The organism is Rhizobium sp. J15 (genome assembly GCF_002531825.1).
Lineage (GTDB): Bacteria > Pseudomonadota > Alphaproteobacteria > Rhizobiales > Rhizobiaceae > Rhizobium.
The window spans coordinates 214,351-233,456 of record NZ_NWSX01000008.1 but is presented as its reverse complement, the minus strand read 5'-3'; the positions used below and the strand labels follow the sequence as shown (position 1 = coordinate 233,456).

General features: G+C 62.4%; 20 protein-coding genes. 17 read left to right on the top strand and 3 right to left on the bottom strand.

Going from position 1 to position 19,106, the window contains the following annotated elements:
• The first annotated feature begins 91 nt into the window (after positions 1 to 91).
• The 8 genes from dnaN to CO670_RS32915 all read left to right on the top strand — a co-directional run bounded on the left by dnaN (position 92) and on the right by CO670_RS32915 (position 6,179).
• Entirely contained in the window at positions 92 to 1,210 is a 1,119-nt protein-coding gene (gene dnaN, locus CO670_RS10300; RefSeq protein ID WP_088676565.1) for a DNA polymerase III subunit beta, read from the top strand.
• A gap of 56 nt (positions 1,211 to 1,266) precedes the next feature.
• The gene (locus tag CO670_RS10295) at positions 1,267 to 2,172 is read left to right on the top strand and encodes a DUF72 domain-containing protein (RefSeq protein ID WP_097590132.1); all 906 of its coding nucleotides are present in this window, start codon (positions 1,267 to 1,269) and stop codon (positions 2,170 to 2,172) included.
• Between the two features lie 95 nt (positions 2,173 to 2,267).
• Positions 2,268 to 2,867 carry a phospholipid N-methyltransferase PmtA gene (pmtA, locus tag CO670_RS10290; RefSeq protein WP_097590131.1) on the top strand — a complete coding sequence of 200 codons (600 nt, stop codon included), beginning with the start codon at positions 2,268 to 2,270 and terminating at the stop codon, positions 2,865 to 2,867.
• Between the two features lies 1 nt (position 2,868).
• A complete protein-coding gene (locus CO670_RS10285; protein ID WP_097590130.1) occupies positions 2,869 to 3,450 on the top strand; it encodes a histidine phosphatase family protein in 582 nt (193 codons plus the stop codon).
• Between the two features lie 6 nt (positions 3,451 to 3,456).
• Positions 3,457 to 4,164: an orotidine-5'-phosphate decarboxylase gene (gene pyrF / locus CO670_RS10280; RefSeq protein ID WP_097590129.1), complete on the top strand. Its 708-nt coding sequence runs from the start codon at positions 3,457 to 3,459 to the stop codon at positions 4,162 to 4,164.
• A gap of 92 nt (positions 4,165 to 4,256) precedes the next feature.
• Complete coding sequence (locus CO670_RS10275; protein ID WP_012482361.1) at positions 4,257 to 4,544, top strand: DUF1330 domain-containing protein; 288 nt, start codon at positions 4,257 to 4,259, stop codon at positions 4,542 to 4,544.
• A gap of 216 nt (positions 4,545 to 4,760) precedes the next feature.
• Positions 4,761 to 5,741, top strand: a complete 981-nt coding sequence (locus CO670_RS10270; protein WP_097590128.1) for a complex I NDUFA9 subunit family protein — start codon at positions 4,761 to 4,763, stop codon at positions 5,739 to 5,741.
• A gap of 285 nt (positions 5,742 to 6,026) precedes the next feature.
• Positions 6,027 to 6,179 (top strand): hypothetical protein, encoded by a 153-nt coding sequence (locus CO670_RS32915; protein ID WP_088676558.1) that lies wholly within the window; start codon positions 6,027 to 6,029, stop codon positions 6,177 to 6,179.
• A gap of 240 nt (positions 6,180 to 6,419) precedes the next feature.
• On the opposite strand, the gene CO670_RS10260 is transcribed toward CO670_RS32915, so the two are convergent.
• The gene (locus CO670_RS10260; protein ID WP_097590127.1) at positions 6,420 to 7,217 is read right to left on the bottom strand and encodes an undecaprenyl-diphosphate phosphatase; all 798 of its coding nucleotides are present in this window, start codon (positions 7,215 to 7,217) and stop codon (positions 6,420 to 6,422) included.
• Positions 7,218 to 7,477: 260 nt separating this feature from the next.
• Between CO670_RS10260 and CO670_RS10255 the strand changes: the two genes are divergently transcribed.
• From CO670_RS10255 to CO670_RS10245, 3 genes are read left to right on the top strand one after another with little or no spacing between them, the layout of a single operon-like run.
• A complete protein-coding gene (locus CO670_RS10255; RefSeq protein ID WP_088676556.1) occupies positions 7,478 to 8,170 on the top strand; it encodes a glutathione S-transferase family protein in 693 nt (230 codons plus the stop codon).
• Between the two features lie 12 nt (positions 8,171 to 8,182).
• Complete coding sequence (gene queG, locus CO670_RS10250) at positions 8,183 to 9,334, top strand: tRNA epoxyqueuosine(34) reductase QueG (protein ID WP_097590126.1); 1,152 nt, start codon at positions 8,183 to 8,185, stop codon at positions 9,332 to 9,334.
• Entirely contained in the window at positions 9,334 to 10,203 is an 870-nt protein-coding gene (locus tag CO670_RS10245; RefSeq protein ID WP_097590125.1) for an SDR family oxidoreductase, read from the top strand. The genes queG and CO670_RS10245 overlap by 1 nt, the downstream gene beginning before the upstream one ends.
• A gap of 173 nt (positions 10,204 to 10,376) precedes the next feature.
• Here CO670_RS10245 and CO670_RS33345 read toward each other — a convergent pair whose 3' ends face one another.
• Positions 10,377 to 10,724 carry a hypothetical protein gene (locus CO670_RS33345; protein WP_245425783.1) on the bottom strand — a complete coding sequence of 116 codons (348 nt, stop codon included), beginning with the start codon at positions 10,722 to 10,724 and terminating at the stop codon, positions 10,377 to 10,379.
• Here CO670_RS33345 and CO670_RS10240 point away from each other — a divergent pair.
• The 6 genes from CO670_RS10240 (at position 10,609) to CO670_RS10210 (ending at position 17,879) form a co-directional block, all read left to right on the top strand.
• A complete protein-coding gene (locus CO670_RS10240) occupies positions 10,609 to 10,962 on the top strand; it encodes a septal ring lytic transglycosylase RlpA family protein (protein ID WP_245425782.1) in 354 nt (117 codons plus the stop codon). The genes CO670_RS33345 and CO670_RS10240 overlap by 116 nt on opposite strands.
• A gap of 175 nt (positions 10,963 to 11,137) precedes the next feature.
• Positions 11,138 to 12,427: an RsmB/NOP family class I SAM-dependent RNA methyltransferase gene (locus tag CO670_RS10235; RefSeq protein ID WP_097590123.1), complete on the top strand. Its 1,290-nt coding sequence runs from the start codon at positions 11,138 to 11,140 to the stop codon at positions 12,425 to 12,427.
• 192 nt (positions 12,428 to 12,619) lie between these two features.
• The gene (locus CO670_RS10230) at positions 12,620 to 13,897 is read left to right on the top strand and encodes an imelysin family protein (protein ID WP_097590122.1); all 1,278 of its coding nucleotides are present in this window, start codon (positions 12,620 to 12,622) and stop codon (positions 13,895 to 13,897) included.
• A 43-nt stretch (positions 13,898 to 13,940) separates the two neighbouring features.
• Entirely contained in the window at positions 13,941 to 15,677 is a 1,737-nt protein-coding gene (locus CO670_RS10220; RefSeq protein ID WP_176538907.1) for a di-heme oxidoredictase family protein, read from the top strand.
• A complete protein-coding gene (locus tag CO670_RS10215) occupies positions 15,677 to 16,777 on the top strand; it encodes an imelysin family protein (protein ID WP_097590121.1) in 1,101 nt (366 codons plus the stop codon). Before CO670_RS10220 ends, CO670_RS10215 begins: the two co-directional genes overlap by 1 nt.
• 4 nt (positions 16,778 to 16,781) lie before the next feature.
• On the top strand, positions 16,782 to 17,879 hold the full coding sequence (locus tag CO670_RS10210; protein WP_097590120.1) for a DUF1513 domain-containing protein: 1,098 nt from the start codon (positions 16,782 to 16,784) through the stop codon (positions 17,877 to 17,879).
• On the opposite strand, the gene CO670_RS10205 is transcribed toward CO670_RS10210, so the two are convergent.
• Positions 17,861 to 18,937, bottom strand: a complete 1,077-nt coding sequence (locus CO670_RS10205; RefSeq protein WP_088676548.1) for a DUF2252 family protein — start codon at positions 18,935 to 18,937, stop codon at positions 17,861 to 17,863. The two genes, CO670_RS10210 and CO670_RS10205, sit on opposite strands and share 19 nt — an antisense overlap.
• Between the last annotated feature and the right edge of the window lie 169 nt (positions 18,938 to 19,106).

Sequence of the window (19,106 nt, the reverse complement as noted above, 5' to 3'; positions counted from 1 at the left end):
GCCCGTCCACTCCCCCGGCCTCAGGTCGGGACAGGCATTCTTCGGGTGCTCGAAGCGCCCGGACAGTCACGGTCGAAAGCGGTAGCATCCCATGCGTATTACTATTGAGCGGTCAAACCTGTTGAAATCGCTGAACCACGTCCACCGCGTGGTCGAACGTCGCAACACGATCCCGATCCTGTCCAACGTGCTGCTCAAGGCCGACGGCCAGAACCTCGACATGAAGGCGACCGACCTCGACCTCGAGATCACAGAGGCGACGCCGGCGAGCGTCGAGCAGGCCGGCGCCACCACCGTTCCGGCCCATCTTCTCTACGATATCGTGCGCAAGCTGCCCGACGGTTCCGAAGTGCTGCTTGCCACCAGCACCGACGGCGGCTCGATGACCGTGCAGTCCGGCCGCTCGAAATTCTCGCTGCAATGCCTGCCGGAATCGGACTTCCCCGATCTCACCGCCGGTACCTTCACGCATTCCTTCAAGCTGAAGGCGACCGATCTGAAGATGCTGATCGACCGCACGCAGTTTGCGATCTCGACCGAAGAGACGCGCTACTATCTCAACGGCATTTTCTTCCATACGATCGAAAGCAAAGGCGACCTGAAGCTCAGGGCCGTCGCCACCGACGGCCACCGCCTGGCGCGCGCCGATGTCGATGCGCCCTCGGGCTCGGAGGGCATGCCCGGCATTATCATTCCGCGCAAGACGGTCGGAGAGCTGCAGAAGCTGGTCGACAACCCGGAAGCGATCGTGACCGTCGAAGTTTCCGACGCCAAGATCCGCATGACGATCGGCTCGATCGTTCTGACCTCGAAGCTGATCGACGGTACTTTCCCCGACTATCAGCGCGTCATCCCGACCGGCAACGACAAGGAAATGCGCGTCGACTGCACGACCTTCGCCCAGGCCGTCGACCGTGTGTCGACCATCTCCTCCGAGCGCGGCCGCGCGGTGAAGCTGGCGCTTTCCGACGGACAGCTGATGCTGACCGTCAACAATCCGGATTCCGGCAGCGCCACGGAAGAAGTCGCCGTCGGCTACGATACGGATTCGATGGAAATCGGCTTCAATGCCAAGTACCTGCTCGACATCACCGCGCAGCTTTCCGGTGAGGAAGCAATCTTCCTGCTGGCCGATGCCGGCTCGCCGACGCTGATCCGCGACACCGCCGGCGACGACGCGCTCTACGTGCTGATGCCGATGCGCGTCTGACGGGAACGAAGGCGCCCGTTTCCGGTTTTCCTCCCGTCGAACCGGAGGATGACGGGATGAAGAAGACGGGAGCGGTGCGCATCGGCATATCCGGCTGGACCTATGCGCCCTGGCGCGGCCAATTCTATCCGGAAGGCCTGCCGCAGAAGCAGGAGCTTTCCTACGTCGCCCGGCACTTCCGTTCGATCGAGATCAACGGCACCTTCTACGGATTGCAGCGGCCCGAAAGCTTCGGCCGCTGGCGGGACGAAACGCCCGACGATTTCGTCTTTGCGGTCAAGGGGCCGCGCTTCATCACCCATGTGCGGCGGCTGAAGGAGATCGAGGCGCCGCTTGCCAACTTCTTCGCTTCCGGGCTGCTGCGGCTCGGCCCCAAGCTTGGGCCGATCCTCTGGCAATTCCCGCCGAACATGGCCTTCGACCCCGATCGTTTCGAAAATTTCCTGTCGCTGCTGCCGCATGACCACGATGCAGCGACAGCTCTTGCCAGGCGGCATGATGAGCGACTCAAACAGGCTTGGCTCGAAAGCGACGGCCATCAGCCGATCCGCCATGCGCTCGAAATCCGCAACGACAGCTTCCGCTCAGCCACGTTCATCAAGATGCTGAGGCGACATAACGCCGCCTTGGTCTGCGCCGACACGGTGCAATGGCCGCTGTTGATGGACATCACCGCCGACTTCATCTATTGCCGGCTGCATGGTTCCGAACAGCTCTACATCAGCGGCTACGAGGATGAGGCACTCGACGTATGGGCCGAACGCATCCGCGCCTGGGCGAAGGGCAGAGAACCCGACAACGCGACGCGGGTGCTGGAGCCGCTGCCGGCGCGAGCCAAGGGCCGGGACGTCTATCTTTATTTCGATAACACCGACAAAAAGCTGCGCGCGCCCGTCGACGCCGATCATCTCAGCGACAGGCTTGCGGATCTCGTGCCTCGTTCCGATCGGAAGGCGGCATGAGCTGTTGATGCCGGTGTCTTCGTTGCGAAAATTCTTGTCCTGACAGCGACAAAGAGCATATTAAGACAGTCGATCAACATGCGGATGGGTGGAGAATGCGCTTAAGGGTCAAGGTGAGGGAACATCTCGGGAAGAAATTCGATGAAGAAATCCGTTTCTTCCGGGGCATGATGCAGGGGCCGAAGACGGTAGGTTCCATCGTGCCGACCTCTTCCATCACCGCCAAACGCATGGCAAGCGTCATCAACCTCAATTCCGGCCTGCCGGTGCTCGAACTCGGACCGGGCACGGGCGCCATCACCAAGGCCATTCTCGGCCGCGGCGTGAAGCCGGACAATCTGGTCGCGATCGAATATTCGACGGAATTCCACCAGCATCTGCTGCGCACCTATCCGGGCGTGCACTTCATCAACGGCGATGCCTTCGATCTCAAGACCACGCTCGGCGCCTTCGGCGACCAGACGTTCGATTGCGTCATCTCGTGCATTCCGCTTCTGAACTTTCCGATGGCGATGCGCGTCTCGCTGCTCGAAAGCCTGCTCGACCGGCTGCCGGCCGGACGGCCGGTGGTGCAGATTTCCTACGGCGCGATCTCGCCGATCGCCGCCAATCCCGACCGCTACCACATTCAGCATTTCGATTTCGTGGTGCGCAACATCCCGCCGGCACAGCTCTGGATCTACCGGCGCGGCTGAGATGTTCGGGCTCTATATCACCCATCCGCAAGTCAGGATCGATGCTGACGTCCCCGTGCCGAAATGGGGGCTTTCCGATATCGGCGCGGCGCGAGCGCGCAAAGCAGCCGAGAGCGGCTGGGCCAAGCAGTTGCGGCGCATCGTCTCCAGCGACGAGACGAAGGCGATCGAGACGGCCGAGATTCTGGCGGAGGCGTCCGGCGTGACGATCGAGATCGTCCACGCCATGCACGAGAACGACCGTTCGGCCACCGGCTTCCTGCCGCCGCCGCAATTCGAAGAAGCCGCCGACTGGTTTTTTGCCCATCCCGAGGAAAGCTTCAAAGGCTGGGAGCGTGCCATCGACGCGCAGGCCCGCATCGTCGGGGCTGTCAATGCCGTTCTCGCCACGCATGATGCGACAGCGCCCATCGCCTTCGTCGGCCATGGCGGCGTCGGTACGCTGCTCAAATGCCATCTGGCGGGCAAGCCGATCGGCCGCGACCGCGACCAGCCGGCCGGCGGCGGCAATCTCTATGCTTTCGGCCTTGCGGATCGCCGCTTATCATGCGACTGGACAGCCATCGAAGACTGGCGGGGGTGAGTTGCAATGGGCGCACGCGAGCGGCTGATCGTCGGCCTGGATGTTCCAACGATCGGCGAGGCGGAAAGGCTGGTTTCCACGCTCGGCGACGACATTCTCTTCTATAAGATCGGCTATCAGCTCGTCTTTGCCGGCGGCCTGGAGTTCGCCCGCGATCTTGCCGCAAGCGGCAAGAAGATCTTTCTCGACATGAAGCTGCTCGACATCGACAACACGGTGGCATCGGGCGTCGAGAACATTGCCAAGATGGGCATGTCGATGCTGACGCTGCACGCCTATCCCAAAGCGATGAAGGCGGCGGTCGCGGCCGCGGCCGGTTCCGGCCTCTGCCTGCTCGGCGTGACCGTACTCACCTCGATGGATGCCGATGATCTCGTCGACGCCGGCTACAGCCAGGATCCCCACAGCCTGGTGCTGCGCCGTGCGGCTCAGGCGCGCGCAGCCGGCATGGGCGGCATCGTCTGCTCGGCTGCGGAGGCGGCCGAGGTGCGCGAGATCCTCGGGCCCGAAATGGCGATCGTCACACCCGGCATTCGCCCGACCGGCAGCGACAAGGGCGACCAAAAGCGGGTGATGACGCCCTTCGACGCGCTGAAGGCCGGAGCCACGCATCTCGTCGTCGCCCGGCCGATCGTCAAGGCGCCCGATCCGAGAGAGGCGGCCCGCGCTGTCCTCAACGAGATGGTAAGCGCACTCTGGCCGGCAAATCGCTGATCTAAAGCGTGTCGCGCAAAAACGAAGACCTAAAGCACGGCGAGCGAATCTGAAAGATTGCGACGTGCTTTAGCAGAAAAAGGGAGAAGACCATGGCCAAGGGATACTGGATCGCCCGCGTCGATGTTCGCGACGCCGAGCGCTACAAGGATTACGTGGCGGCGGCCAAGCCCGCCTTCGAAAAATACGGCGCGAATTTCCTGGCGCGCGGCGGCGCGCTCACCGAACTCGAAGGCAAGGCCCGCGCTCGCAATGTCGTGATCGAATTCCCCTCGATGCAGCATGCGGTCGACTGCTACAATTCACCGGAATACCAGATCGCCGCGAAAATCCGCCAGGAAGTGGCGGATGCGGAAATGGTCGTCGTCGAAGGCGTCTAGAGCGCCGTGCGTTCTTACGGACGCACAAAGGACGCTCTAGGACTTTGAATCCAAGCATCGTGCTTTCCGAAAATCGATTCCGATTTTCGGAAAGCACGATGCGTTAGGCGGTTTCACATCCCGCAAACTCGCAGTGCGATGGGCCTTCCCGTCGCGTCGGGATTCGGCTAAGACGGGGCCGATCAGCATCCTGCAAAGCCTTTCGAGGAGCCTGCCATGACCCTTGCCAACCTGCCGCCGCTCGTTACCGTGTTCGGAGGGTCCGGCTTCGTGGGCAGGCACGTGGTTCGGGCGCTCGCCAGACGCGGCTATCGCATTCGCGTCGCCGTCCGCCGCCCGGATCTCGCCGGCTTCCTGCAGCCGCTCGGCAATGTCGGCCAGATTTCCTTCGTTCAGGCGAACCTGCGCTATCGCAGCTCGATCGACCGTGCCGTCGACGGTGCGAGCCACGTCGTCAACTGCGTCGGCATTCTGCATGAGACCGGCCGCAACACCTTCGATGCTGTGCAGGAATTCGGCGCACGGGCGGTTGCCGAAGCGGCACGCGGCGCCGGCGCCACGCTCGCCCATATTTCGGCGATCGGCGCCAATGCGCATTCCGATTCGGACTATGGCCGCACCAAGGGCCGCGCGGAAGCAGCCATTCTCTCCATCAAGCCCGATGCGGTGATCTTCCGCCCGTCGATCGTCTTCGGACCGGAGGACAGCTTCTTCAACAAATTTGCCGACATGGCGCGCATGTCGCCGGTCCTGCCGCTGGTCGGCGGCGGCAAGACGAAGTTCCAGCCGGTCTATGTCGAGGATATCGCCGAGGCCGTCGCCCGCGCAGTCGACGGCAAGGTCGCCGGCGGCAAGATCTATGAGCTCGGCGGGCCCGAGGTGCTGAGCTTCCGCGAATGTCTCGAGATGATGCTGAAGGTGATAAGCCGCAAGAACCCGTTCGTCTCCCTGCCCTTCGGCATCGCTTCGCTGATCGGCAGCATCGCCTCGCTTGTTCCCTTCATCACGCCGCCGATCACGCCCGACCAGGTGCGCCTGCTCAAGCACGACAACATCGTTTCGAGGGAAGCCGAGGCGGAGGGCCGCACGCTGAGCGGCCTCGGCATCACGCCAACCATGCCGGCATCGGTGCTCGAGTCCTACCTCGTGCAGTATCGGCCGCACGGCCAGTATACGGGCTCCGGCAAGGCCGCCTGATCATCATCCTTGAGTTTATTGATCGCGCCGTCCGCTTATGCCGCGGGCGGCGTTTTGCCGTCGGTCGCGGCACGCAAAGCCGGCGCAAGTTTGCGATGTTTTCCTGCCGCCATATCGAGCGGCGTTGCATAAAAGACGCATCGGAAAATTTGTGGAATTAACGCCAAATTTAGCAGGAACGTTTATTGCTATTTGTCATTCCACTGACTACCAAACCCGCGCGTCCTCGAACGGACTCAACGCCTGCGAAAAGCGTGCGGCAATCACTGTGAAAGGCATTTCTCGATGGGCAAGTCAATCGCGCTCCTGTTTGCGTGTGCGGCGCTGGTTATCCTTGCAGGCTCCTTCGTTGCGCCGGGTTCGGTCGCGGCTGTAAAGGGCGACTGCTCGCCGGCCTACGGCGTCGATCCTTGCTCTACGGCCTCGATCGCCCATTGACGAAAATGCCGGGCCTTACCGGCATCCTCACAAAGACGAGCAATGGTCGAAGCGCCTGAAACAGCGCGCTTCCAAGTGAACGCTCGATCTTGCCCGCCGCGAGACGGCGGCAGCATCTTTCAATATTATCCATCTGAAAATCGGCGCCTCATCCCGCTCATCGCATGTCTGTTTGCGGGGCCGACCGGATCATTGCATTCGCGCCTGGGAGCTGCGCGAATGCAATGAGAGACCGTCGTCTTAGGGGATCAGGCCGCCGGCGGCCATGCCGAGCAGCAGGACGCCGAGAATGATCCGATACACGGCAAACAGCGTGAACCGGTTGCTCCTGATATAGGCGAGAAGCCATTTGACGGCGATGAAAGCAACGATCGTGGAGGCGACGAAGGCAATGCCGAGAGACGTCCAGTCTTCGCCTGCCGCGCCGCCATCCCTGAAGGTCTTCAGCAGTTCATAGCCGCTCGCGGCATACATTGTGGGGATGCCGACGAGAAAGGCGAATTCCGTGGCTGCGGCGCGATTGCCCGTGCCTGCCAGCATGGCGACGAAAATCGTGGCGCCGGAGCGCGACGTTCCCGGGAAGATGCCGGCAACGATCTGGGCAATGCCGACCAGAATGGCGACCAGCCAGGTGATCTCCTTATGGGGTGGCCTGCGCGCGGCAGCCCATTCCGCAAAGATCATCCAGATACCGCCGATGATCAGCGCCCAGGCGATCGGCGTCGCCGTCTCCGGCAGTTGATAGCCGAGCCTTTTGACGACAAGGCCCAGGATTGCGGTGATGAGAAAAGCGACGATCAGCTTGGCGGCATAATCGCGATTCTGCGGCTCGCGCCAGCCCAGCACCAGATCCACCAGGCGACGCCAATAAATGATGGTGACGGCGAGAATGGCGCCGGCCTGGATGACGATATTGAACATATCCGACCGGTGCCCGAGCCATTGCTCCACAATGATGAGGTGGCCGGTGCTCGAGATCGGCAGAAACTCGGTGATCCCCTCTACGATACCGAGGATAATAGCATTGATATAGTCCATAAATTGTCTCCGGTTTAAAGGTCGTTCGGAGCGGGCATTTCCCGCTGGAAATGCTCCAGGCTGCGCTTGAGCCGATCAGGCGCTGCCTCTATCCGCGTGCATAAGAAGCGTGTTTTATCCCCTCTCAGGTGGTGTGAGATCCGATTCGCTTGTATTGCCCCGGCCAAGCTCCTATAGCTTCAACCAATGAGTCATGACTAGGGCGCTATAAATGAACTGCCGCACAGTCCTGTAACAGCAATCATAAAGCACGAGTATCGATGCCCACGCTTTATCACCATCCCATGTCATCTGCATCTCGCTTCGTCCGGCTGATCCTGGCGGAATACGGCTATCAGGCGGATCTGATCGAAGAGCAGACGTGGGAGAAGCGCCGGGATTTCCTGGCGCTCAATCCTGCCGGCACGCTGCCTGTTTATGTCGACGACAGCATGCGCGCGCTTTGCGGCGCCACCGTCATCTCCGAATATCTGGACGAGACGCACGGCGTGCTGAAGCGCGACCGGCGGCTGCTCGCCGAGGACCCTTTCCAGCGGGCGGAGATCCGCCGGCTGACCGAATGGTTCATGCAGAAGATGGAAAATGACGTGACGAAGCCGCTCGCCCGAGAGCGCGTCTATAAGTTGCAGATGACATCAGATCAGGGTGGCGGAGCGCCTGATTCCAAGATTTTGCGCACGGCCCGCGCGAATATCCGCCAGCACATGCGTTATCTCACCTGGCTCGCCGGCTCGCGCCAGTGGCTGGCGGGCGAGCGGATGAGCTATGCGGATCTTGCCGCCGCCGCCTCGATCTCGATCCTCGACTATCTCGGCGAGATCGAATGGGCGGATGCGCCCGTGGTCAAGGAATGGTACCAGAGGCTGAAGTCGCGACCCTCCTTCCGGCCGATGCTGACGGAGCGCGTGCGCGGCCTGACCCCGGTTTCGCATTATGCCGATCTGGATTTCTGACGAGGGCGCTTCATGCCCGACAAAGATGATAAAGAGCGCCGCCGCCGCGACAATTTGACCGAGTTCGTCAGAGCGGAATCTGCCGCCAAGGGCTTCGATCTCTGCCGCATCACGCGCCCGGACGCGATCCCGCAAGCGAAAGAGCGCCTCGGCGAGTTCATCGATGCCGGGCGCCACGGGACGATGGACTGGATGGCGGAGACGCGCGACCGGCGCGGCGACCCCCGCACACTCTGGAGCGAGGTTCGCTCCGTCGTCGTCTTCGGCCTCAATTACGCGCCGGACGAAGATCCGCGCGGCATCCTCGACAAGCGCGATAAAGCGGCGATATCGGTTTATGCGCGCAATCGCGATTATCATGACGTCATCAAGGGCCGCCTGAAGGAGATCGCCACGCGTTTCGCGGCGCGGGCGGGCGCCGATGTGAAAGTCTTCGTCGATACCGCACCCGTCATGGAAAAGCCGCTGGCGGCGGCCGCCGGCCTCGGCTGGCAGGGCAAACACACCAATCTCGTCAGCCGCACGCACGGGTCCTGGCTTTTTCTCGGCAGCATGTTCACCACCGCCGATCTCGCCGTCGACGCACCCGAGATCGATCATTGCGGTTCCTGCCGCGCCTGTCTCGACATTTGCCCGACTGCCGCCTTCCCGGCGCCCTACCAGATCGATGCGCGCCGCTGCATCTCCTATCTCACCATCGAGCACAAGGGACCGATCGATCCTGATCTCCGGCCGCTGATCGGCAACCGCATCTATGGCTGTGACGACTGTCTGGCCGTCTGTCCCTGGAACAAGTTCGCGAGCGCCGCCTCGGAGATGAAGCTGAAAGCGAGAGAGGATCTGCAGGAGCCGTCGATCGCCTTTCTGCTGACCCTCGATGATCCCGCCTTCCGCAGCTTCTTCAGCGGTTCGCCGGTGAAGCGGATCGGCCGCGACCGCTTCATCCGCAACGTGCTGATCGCTGCCGGCAATTCCGGTGAAAAGACGCTGATCCCGCAATGTCGCATGCTCGCCGGCGATGCCTCGCCGGTGGTGCGGGGGATGGCGGTATGGGCGCTTTCGCGGCTGACGGAGGCTGGCGAATTCTCGTCCTTTGCCGCACAAAGGGCTGAGGAAAGCGATGACGACGTATTGAATGAATGGCGGCTGGCGGGAGTGGGCTGATGCATGTGATGATTTTTGGCTGCGGTTTTTCCGGCATGGCGATCGCCAAGGCCTTCGCTGGTGAGAATGTGCGCGTGTCCGGCACGACGCGCTCGGCGGAAAAGATCGAAGCGCTCCGCCACGCCGGTATCGAGGCATTCCTGTTCGACGGCGAAAAGATGGAAGACCGGCTCGTCCAGGCCTTGGCTGATGTCACCCATCTCGTGCAGTCGATTGCACCGGGGAAGGCCGATCCGCTGCTGCGGCTGCTCGGCGAAGACGGTGCAGGCCTGCTGCCGAAGCTGGAATGGATCGGCTATCTCTCGACCGTCGGCGTCTATGGCGATCACAAGGGCGCGTGGATCGACGAGGAAACGCCATGCGTTCCCGTCTCCGGACGATCGAAGGAGCGGCTGGAGGCGGAAGACGGTTGGCTGGCGATGGGCGAGGAGCGCGGCATGCCGGCGGCGGTGCTGCGCCTTTCCGGCATTTACGGACCGGGCCGCAATGCCTTCTGCAATCTGGAAAAGGGCACGGCGCGGCGCCTGATCAAGAAGGACCAGGTCTTCAACCGCATCCGTGTCGAGGATATCGGCGCGGCGACACGTTATCTCTCGGACCATCGCCTCGGCGGCATCTATAATGTCACCGACGATCGGCCCGGTCCGCCGCAGGATGTGATCGTCGAGGCGGCCCGGCTGATGGGCGTCGAGCCGCCGCCGGAGCAGCCTTTCGAAACCGCCGAACTGACACCGATGGCACGCTCTTTCTATGGCGAGAACAAGCGGGTTTCGAATGCGAAGCTGAAGGCCGCCGGCTTCCAGTTCTCCTTCCCGAACTATCCGATGTCGCTTGCGCAATTGTGGCAGGATGGACGCTGGCGCGGCTGAAGGCGAGGACATCCGGCTTCCATTAGAAAGAGTAGAAAATTCCTACTTTGCCGACTTACGAGAGCGATTTTCGCCGTGAATATAGTTAACGGCCTCTGAATTTGCTGAAATGTGGCAGCAAATATGGCGATGTCAGCAAAAAAATTTCGTGATTTTCGTGACCGCCGAAATGTTTACCATTCGTTCGGAAAATTCGTTCGAATTTTAGCTGATTTAATTGTGTTTTTTCCACATCCCGCCGCTGCCGACGATTTCTGAAATTTAATCAATAACATCACGAATATTACAAAATGTAACATTCCGTGATAAGTCGCGGCACTTTTTTGCCATTTTTCGACGGATTTAAGCCCCGCCGCCTGCAAGGGCGTGAGTTCAATAGTTGAGGGATACTCCGTTTTGAAGAAAATCAGCCGTTCTATTATCGCCGCGGCAACTATTGCAGCCTGTTCTTCCTTGCTTCCGGCGGAAGGTTTTGCTGCAAATGGATGCGGCGGTGCTTCATGGTACGCACTTCGCTCCAAAACTGCTTCCGGAGAACGTATGAACCCCGCGATCTTGACTGCCGCACATCGTTCGCTCGCATTCGGCACCAAGGTCAAGGTCACCAACCGCAACAACGGCCGCACCGTCGTCGTTCGCATCAACGACCGCGGTCCTTTCATCCGGGGACGCGTACTCGATCTCTCGCGCGCTGCCGCGCAGAATATCGGCATGGTGAGCTCGGGCACCGCGAAGGTCTGCTACCAAGTGATCAGCTAAAGCTGACAACTGAAGTGATCAGCTGAGGCTTACGCCTCGCGATCAGCTGCGCCGACAGCGGCGCTTGCTCTTGCCGCCAATCGCGGCTACCACGCGGTTGAGACCTGTGCACAATCCGTCCCGCGAACTTCTGCGCGCGGATCGTTCACATGCCACGGCAACAGGAGACATGTGAATGCGTCTGGGCGGCCGCCTCGAAGGGGCGATTTCTGTGCTCGCGGACATCGATGCCCGCAAGCGACCCGTCGCCGACGCGCTGAAGGACTGGGGCCTTGCGCATCGTTTCGCCGGCTCCGGCGACCGCGCCGCAATCGGCAACATCGTCTACGACGCGTTGCGCATGCGGCTTTCCCATGCCTGGCTCATGAATGACGACAGCGCCTCGGCCATTGCCCATGCCGTCATGTTCCGCCAATGGGGCTTCACACCGGACAGCCTTGCCGCCGAACTGGCGGACGACAAATTTGCGCCGGCGCCGCTTTCGCCTGACGCCATCGCGGCTTTCCAAAGCCGCTTGCTCGACGATGCACCCCCGCACGTGCAGGGCGATATCCCGGAATGGGTCCAATCCTCCTTCCAAAAGGCCTTCGGTGAAGGCTGGCTTGCCGAGGCACAGGCGCTCGCCGCCCGCCCGACGCTCGATCTGCGCGCCAACATCCTGAAAGCCTCCCGCGACAAGGCCGTCAAGGCGCTCGAACGAGCCGGCGCGCATGCTGCGAAGATCGCCCGCTACGGCATCCGGATTGCCGCAGGCGAAGGCGCCTCGCGTCTTCCCAACGTGACAGCCGAGCTTTCGTTCCAGAAAGGCTGGTTCGAAGTTCAGGACGAGGGATCGCAGATCGTCGCCGATCTGGTGCTGGCGCGCGACGGCGAACAGATCCTCGATTACTGCGCCGGCGGCGGCGGCAAGACCCTCGCCATGGCGGCCGCCATGCAGAACAAGGGGCAGGTTCATGCCTATGACGCCGACCGCAAGCGGCTGGCGCCGATCATCGAGCGGTTGAAGCGCGCGGGCACCCGCAATGTCCAGGTGCATGACGACGTCAAAGGGCTTTCCGGCCTTGCCGGCCGCTGCGACAAGGTGCTTGTCGATGCACCCTGCACCGGCACCGGCACGTGGCGGCGGCGGCCCGATACCAAATGGCGGCTGACCGCAAAGAACCTCGACGAACGCACTGCCCAGCAGCAGGATGCGCTGGCGCAGGCAAGCGGCTTCGTCAAACCGGGCGGCGAACTGATCTACGTCACCTGCTCGGTGCTGCCTCAGGAAAACGAAGAGCAGGTGCGCCGCTTCACCGCCGGCAATCCTGATTTCCAGATCGTCAGCGCCCTGCCCGCGTGGGACGGCCTGTTCGGCAAGAACGCGCCCCGCCCGCACTCCTCCGACGGCCTTTCGGTGACGCTGACGCCCGCCTCCACCGATACGGACGGCTTCTTCTTCTGCCGCATGCAGCGGAACGGCTGACGCCGTTTGGCGGATGCCGGGACGGCGGCGCGATTGCCGCTGATTTTCCTGGGCCGGCGCCTTTCAAACAGGCGGTCTGGAAGCGGTCTCGCATCCTTAAAATCATTCCAAACTAGAGCATTTGACACCAGTTTGCTTTTGCGCGAAGAGACTGAGCCCCATTAGACGGAATATCCGTCACAGGAGAGGATCATGACGCTTAACCGCAAATTCCGCGCAGCCGTGCTGGCGATTGCCCCCGCAGCACTGCTCGCGCTTCCCGCGCAGGCCGAGACCGATGCTGCCGCCGTGGTGAAACATTATGCCGAGGTGGCGCACGCCAAATACGAGGATTCGCTGACCACGGCAAAGGCGCTCGACGCTGCCATCGACGCGTTCCTCAAGGCGCCGACCGACGAAACGCTGAAGGCCGCCAGGGATGCCTGGATCAAGGCGCGCGTTCCCTATCAGCAGACGGAAGTCTATCGCTTCGGCAATCCGATCGTCGACGATTGGGAAGGCAAGGTCAACGCATGGCCTCTCGATGAAGGCCTGATCGACTATGTCGATGCCTCCTACGGCAGCGAAAGCGACGAGAATTCGCTCTATGTGGCCAATGTCATCGCCAACAAGACGATCAAGATCGACGGCAAGGATGTCGACGCCTCGAAGCTGACGCCGGAATTCCTCTCCGGCACGCTGCAGGAAGCCGGCGGCATCGAAGCCAATGTGGCGACGGGCTACCACGCGATCGAATTCCTGCTTTGGGGCCAGGATCTGAACGGCACCGGTCCCGGCGCCGGCAACCGCCCGGCAACGGATTACGACCTCAAGAATTGCACGCACGGCAATTGCGACCGCCGCGCCGAATATCTGAAATCCGCATCCACCCTGCTCGTTTCCGACCTGCAGGAAATGACCGACAACTGGAAGCCGGACGGAGCAGCGACGAAGAACGTCGAGGCCGATCCGAAGGCCGGCCTCGTTGCGATCCTGACGGGCATGGGCTCTCTCTCCTATGGCGAGCTTGCCGGCGAGCGCATGAAGCTCGGCCTGCTGCTGCACGATCCCGAGGAAGAGCATGATTGCTTCTCCGACAACACCTACAACTCGCATCTGAACGACGCGATCGGCATTGCCGCCGCCTATACCGGCAACTACACCCGCGCCGACGGCACCAAGCTCAGCGGCCCGTCGCTGCACGACCTCGTTGGCGCCAAGGACAAGGCGCTCGATGCCGAGATGGAAGGCAAGCTCAACAAGACGCTCGATGCCATGAACGCCATGGCAAAGCGCGGCGAGACGGTCGAGAAGTACGACCAGATGATCGGCGAGGGCAACAAGGAAGGCAACGCCGTCGTCCAGGCGGCCATCGACGGACTGATCGACCAGACGAAATCGATCCAGCGCGTTATTGCCGCACTCGATCTCGGCACGGTTCAGCTTGAAGGTTCCGACAGCTTGGATAATCCTAACGCCGTCTTCAAATAAGCAAAAAGGCGGGCCGCTCCATTGGGGCGGCCCGAACCCTGAAATGCCATCTATTGCCTCCCTCATTCCTGTGCTCGTCACAGGAATCCAGCCACGGCGCGTCGGCGCCGTGAATGACTCGGTCAAAGGGGGGTCTTCCACGCCCAAGGACTTGGGCGCACTGGATTCCTGTGACGAGCACAGGAATGAGGGCGCGGAAAGGGAAGCGCGCGCCAGAACCCTCGAACATGCCGCGAGGCACCATCGCTTTTTCCCAAAACTCCGCTTACCCCTACGCATCGCCGCTTTCGCTGCCCTTGCGATAGCGCCCGCAACGATTGCCGCCGGTTTCGATCTGGCGACGAAACGCGCCGACCTTTCCGAGACCGATCTCAAACGCGTCGTGGATGTCACGCGGCCGACCCAGGACTTTTCCAAGGCCGAGCAATACGAAGCGATGCAGGCGGGTGCTGCGACCTCGGTCGATCCCGTCACCGAAGACAGCTTCTCGCATATTTCGGCCAATATCCCCTTCGAGGAAGAGCAGAATTTCAAGCTCGGCAACGCGCTCTTCCGCAAGCTTTGGGTCTCCTCTCCCTCTTCGACGCAGGCCTCCGATGGCCTTGGGCCGCTCTTCAACGCCCGCTCCTGCATGAGCTGCCATGTCAATGACGGCCGCGGCAAACCGCCGGAGGGAGGCGCGAGCGCCACCTCAATGTTCCTGCGGCTTTCGCGCGCGGCAAGGACGCCAGAGGAGGAAAAGGCGATCGCCGATGCCGAGGTCGTCAACTTCCCCGATCCGGTCTACGGCCGTCAGCTGCAGGATCTCGCGGTTCCCGGGCTTGCCGCCGAAGGCAAGATGGCGATCCGCTATGACGAAGAGACGGTGACGCTCGGCGACGGCGAAACGGTGTCGCTGCGCCGGCCGCATTATGCGGCGACGAACCTTGCCTACGGACCGCTCGACGCAGCGACGACCATTTCGGCGCGCGTTGCCCCCGCCATGATCGGCCTCGGCCTGATCGAGGCCATTCCAGAAGCCGATATTCTTGCCCATGCCGACCCCGACGATGCAGACGGCAACGGCATCTCGGGCAAGGCGGCGGTCGTGCGCGACCATCGCAGCGGCAAGGTCACGCTCGGCCGCTTCGGCTGGAAGGCGCAGAACGCCACGGTGCGCGACCAGAGCGCCGACGCCTTCGCCAACGATATCGGCATCTCGACGCCCGACGAGCCGGACGCGCATGGCGACTGCACCAAGGCGGAAGAAAAATGCCTTGATATGCCGACCGGCGTGCAGAAACGGCTGGGCGCGGAAGAGGCGCCGGGTCCGATCCTCGATCTCGTGACCTTCTATTCGGAAAACCTTGCCGTGCCGGCGCGGCGCAAGGCGAGCTTCGCCGAAACGCTGCGGGGCAAGCGGATCTTCTATGAAACCGGCTGCATTTCCTGCCATGTGCCGAAATTCGTCACCCGGCGGGATACGCCTGAGAAGGCGCAGTCCTTCCAGCTGATCTGGCCCTATTCCGATTTTCTTCTGCACGACATGGGCGACGGCCTAGCCGACGGGCAACAGGTCGGCCTTGCAAGCGGACGTGAATGGCGCACGCCGCCGCTATGGGGTATAGGACTGACCCGAACTGTCAGCGGACACAGCTTCTTCCTGCATGACGGCCGTGCGCGGGATCTCACCGAGGCGATCCTCTGGCACGGCGGTGAAGCGGAAGAGGCCCGCAACGCTTTCTCCGCCCTGACCAAAGACGACAGGGCGGCCCTGATTACATTCCTGGAGTCACTTTGATGCGCCTTTGGCACCCCCTGCTCTGCCTCACTCTGATCGGCCTCGCCACATCGGCCGCCGCCCAGACCGCCGCTCCTCCGGCAGGGCTGAACGAGGATGCCGTTCCTGCCGTCATGCAGCGCGCCGTCGACGAGGTGATCCGTCCCGGCTACCGCAACATGCAGCAATCGGCCGCACGGCTGACGACGGCGATGAAGGACCTCTGCGACGGCGGCACGCAGCAGACGCTCGACAAGGCGAAATCCGCCTTCGACGATACGGTCCGCTACTGGTCGATCATCGAGATCGTCCAGACCGGCCCTGTCATTCAGGACAATCTCTTCGAGCACATCCTGTTCTATCCCGACCGCAAGGGCGTCGGCCTCAAGCAGGTGCAGGCGCTGATCGCCAAGGCCGACCCGAAGGACGCGACGGTCGATGCGATCGCCGGCAAGAGCGTGGCGCTGCAGGGCCTGACGGCGCTGGAATATGTGCTTTACGGCAACGGCTCCGACGATCTGATCAAGCTGAAAGGCGGCTTCCGCTGCCTTTACGGCGCCGCCGTCGCCGGCAATATCCAGCGCGAGGCCGGCGAAGTGGTCGCCGCGTGGGAAAAGCCGGACGGCGTGCAGGCGAGCTGGAAACATCCCGGCCCGCAGAGCGACGACTTCATGGACAACAAGGAAGCCGTCACCGCGCTGCTCGGCATTCTCGTCCACGGCGCGGAGAATGTCCGCGATCAGCGGCTGGAGCAGTTCTACAAGGGCAAGGATACTGCGCCGCGCCCGCGCATGGCGATCTACTGGCGCTCCAAGAACACCTGGAAGTCGATGGCCGCCAACCTGGAGGGCCTGCGCACGCTCTGGCAGAAGGCCGGCATGGCCGAGCTTCTGCCGGCGGACAAACAGGCGGTCGCCGCCGCGATCGACGAGGATTTCAAATCGCTGTTTGAGACCGTTCCGAAGCTCAATCCCGACATCGAGGCCGCAACCAGCGATGAGGAGAAAGCCAAGCTCGATGCGCTGCTGGCCGACAGCCGCAATTTGATCACCAAGATCAGCGACGATTATGGTGCGGCCATCGGGCTTTCGGCCGGCTTTTCCTTTTCCGACGGAGATTGATGCGATGTGGAGAAGTGCCGCGATCGACCGACGCAGCTTCGTCAAGGCGGCAGGTCTCGGTTTCCTCGCGAGCTTGACGCCGAGAGCGCTGATGGCTCTCGAACGGGCCGAGGCGGTCTATGCCTCGGGCATTCGCGCCGCCGACGGCTCGTTTGCGGTCGCGACGGTGGCCGAGAGCGGCGAAATCATCGATCAGGTGGCGCTTCCGGCACGAGCACACGGCATGGCCTTCAGTGCCGCCACCGGCAAGACCGTCGCCTTCGCGCGCCGCCCCGGCACCTATGCGATGATCTTCGACCCGAGGAACAAGGGTGAGCCGGTCGTCATCAGTTCCAGGGAAGACCGGCATTTCTACGGCCACGGCGCCTTCTCTCCCGACGGCCGTTTGCTTTACGCCAGCGAGAACGACTTCGACGGCAATCGCGGCATGATCGGCATCTACAACGCCACCGACCGCTTCACCCGCATCGGCGAATTCGAGACATACGGCATCGGCCCGCACGACATGACGGTGTCCGATGACGGGCGCCTTCTCATCGTCGCCAATGGCGGCATCGAGACCCATCCGGATTTCGGCCGTACCAAGCTCAATCTCGGGGCGATGCAGCCGTCGCTGGCGCTGATCGATGCGGCGACCGGCGCCCTGGTCGAAAAGCACGTGCTGCCGGCGCAATGGTCGGCGCTCTCCACCCGCCATGTCGATCTCGACAGCGAGGGCCGCATCTGGTTCGCATGCCAGTATGAAGGCCATCGCAACGATTTGCCGCCGCTCGTCGGCCATTTCGCCAAGGGCGAGGATCTTTTCTTCATCGACCTGCCGGAGGAGACGACGCGCAGGCTTGCCAATTATGTCGGCGCCATCGCCGTCAATCGCCGCGAGGGTCTCGTCGGCGTCACCTCGCCGAAGGGCGGCGCCTCGGTGACGATCGACGCGAGGACCGGCGAGGTATTGGCCGAGACCGCCGTTCCCGATGCGGCCGGCATCGCGCCGGCAAAAGAAGGCTTTGCCGTCTCCTCCTATGACGGCGACTTCCGCTCGACCCGCAGCGACGTCGCCTGGGATCAGCACATCGTGCGGATCTCTCAGCCGGCGCGCGCATAGGCCTTCTGCTCGGCACTGACCGCCGAGGCGGCCGCCCTCGCCGCTTCATGGAGCCATTCGGGACCCCGCGCCTGCAAGTCGTGCAGGATCGCCGCGACGGCCTCTGCATCGTCGGCATGGCAATTGCCGATCTCGAAACCCATCAATTCGAGCATGGTGGGAGAGAGCAGGATCTCCGGATGCTCGTCGATCTCGATCTTGCGGCTGTTCGGCGAAAGCCGGCGCACCAGGATACGCCTAATGATTTGGTAATGGGGATCGGCCGAGCGCATCCGGCCGCCGGCAATCTCGCCCGCATGGATCGCCACGTCCTGCGGCCTGTGGCGAAGCGACCACGCCGACGGCACCAGCGCCTTCGCTTCCCGCAGCACCGGCCCGCCCTGCCATTCGGCATAAGCGACGAAACGCGGCCGTCCAAGGCTGCCGGTACCGCCGCTGCGCGGCTTTGCCACGAAAGAGCCAGCGCCGGGCGGCAGCGCGTCTGCGAGCGCCTTGATATAGGCGGCCGGCGCCGGCTCCTTTCCTTCAGGCAAGGCTTCATATTTCTCCCAGAATTCCCGCCGTTCGGAATTCGGCAGCATCAGCGCCTTGCGCAGCCATTTGTGATCGCGCTCGAGGATGACGGGCTGCGGATTTTCGAGACCTCTGCGATAGCCGTTCAGGATCAGCTCGCCGATCATGCGGACAGACGGGCCATTATCGCCGCGCGCCAGGACGGCGCTTGCCGCAAGACGAACGAGATCCAGCGCATAGGGCATCGCGGCCGCATCGTCGAAATCATTGACGCCCCAGACGAGCCGGCCTTCGATATCGCGCCAGGTGCCGAAATTCTCCAGATGCGTATCGCCGACCGCCAGCACTTCCGGCGCGCCTGCAAGCTCCGGGCAGATATCGAGGATGATCTCGCACCAGCGCCAATAGGTGGCGCGCAGGAAGACGAAACCATCGCTGCGCATCTTCTCGTGTTTCTCGCGCAGATCCTTCCTGACGAGATCGTCGCCCAGTTCGCCGGCGAGCCAGTCCTCGAAATTCCGGACCGATTGCGATATCGTCGTCATGCCGCTGGTGCTCCATCATTTCGAGGTTCGGCACGAGAATACGCGCTCGGCGCGAAGCTGCAATCGCATTGCACGAAGCCGGCAGCTTCGAGATGCGGGTCTGCACCGCAGGAAGGGCGAAAGGTGGCCCGGGCGACACGGCTTGAGGTTTCCAGCACCGCCAAGATCG

Excerpts from the sequence above, each read along its gene's own strand:
- dnaN (WP_088676565.1), top strand. The coding sequence starts at position 92 with ATGCGTATTACTATTGAGCGGTCAAACCTGTTGAAATCGCTGAACCAC.
- CO670_RS10295 (WP_097590132.1), top strand. The coding sequence starts at position 1,267 with ATGAAGAAGACGGGAGCGGTGCGCATCGGCATATCCGGCTGGACCTAT.
- pmtA (WP_097590131.1), top strand. The coding sequence starts at position 2,268 with ATGCGCTTAAGGGTCAAGGTGAGGGAACATCTCGGGAAGAAATTCGAT.
- CO670_RS10285 (WP_097590130.1), top strand. The coding sequence starts at position 2,869 with ATGTTCGGGCTCTATATCACCCATCCGCAAGTCAGGATCGATGCTGAC.
- pyrF (WP_097590129.1), top strand. The coding sequence starts at position 3,457 with ATGGGCGCACGCGAGCGGCTGATCGTCGGCCTGGATGTTCCAACGATC.
- CO670_RS10275 (WP_012482361.1), top strand. The coding sequence starts at position 4,257 with ATGGCCAAGGGATACTGGATCGCCCGCGTCGATGTTCGCGACGCCGAG.
- CO670_RS10270 (WP_097590128.1), top strand. The coding sequence starts at position 4,761 with ATGACCCTTGCCAACCTGCCGCCGCTCGTTACCGTGTTCGGAGGGTCC.
- CO670_RS32915 (WP_088676558.1), top strand. The coding sequence starts at position 6,027 with ATGGGCAAGTCAATCGCGCTCCTGTTTGCGTGTGCGGCGCTGGTTATC.
- CO670_RS10260 (WP_097590127.1), bottom strand. The coding sequence starts at position 7,217 with ATGGACTATATCAATGCTATTATCCTCGGTATCGTAGAGGGGATCACC.
- CO670_RS10255 (WP_088676556.1), top strand. The coding sequence starts at position 7,478 with ATGCCCACGCTTTATCACCATCCCATGTCATCTGCATCTCGCTTCGTC.
- queG (WP_097590126.1), top strand. The coding sequence starts at position 8,183 with ATGCCCGACAAAGATGATAAAGAGCGCCGCCGCCGCGACAATTTGACC.
- CO670_RS10245 (WP_097590125.1), top strand. The coding sequence starts at position 9,334 with ATGCATGTGATGATTTTTGGCTGCGGTTTTTCCGGCATGGCGATCGCC.
- CO670_RS10235 (WP_097590123.1), top strand. The coding sequence starts at position 11,138 with ATGCGTCTGGGCGGCCGCCTCGAAGGGGCGATTTCTGTGCTCGCGGAC.
- CO670_RS10230 (WP_097590122.1), top strand. The coding sequence starts at position 12,620 with ATGACGCTTAACCGCAAATTCCGCGCAGCCGTGCTGGCGATTGCCCCC.
- CO670_RS10220 (WP_176538907.1), top strand. The coding sequence starts at position 13,941 with ATGCCATCTATTGCCTCCCTCATTCCTGTGCTCGTCACAGGAATCCAG.
- CO670_RS10215 (WP_097590121.1), top strand. The coding sequence starts at position 15,677 with ATGCGCCTTTGGCACCCCCTGCTCTGCCTCACTCTGATCGGCCTCGCC.
- CO670_RS10210 (WP_097590120.1), top strand. The coding sequence starts at position 16,782 with ATGTGGAGAAGTGCCGCGATCGACCGACGCAGCTTCGTCAAGGCGGCA.
- CO670_RS10205 (WP_088676548.1), bottom strand. The coding sequence starts at position 18,937 with ATGACGACGATATCGCAATCGGTCCGGAATTTCGAGGACTGGCTCGCC.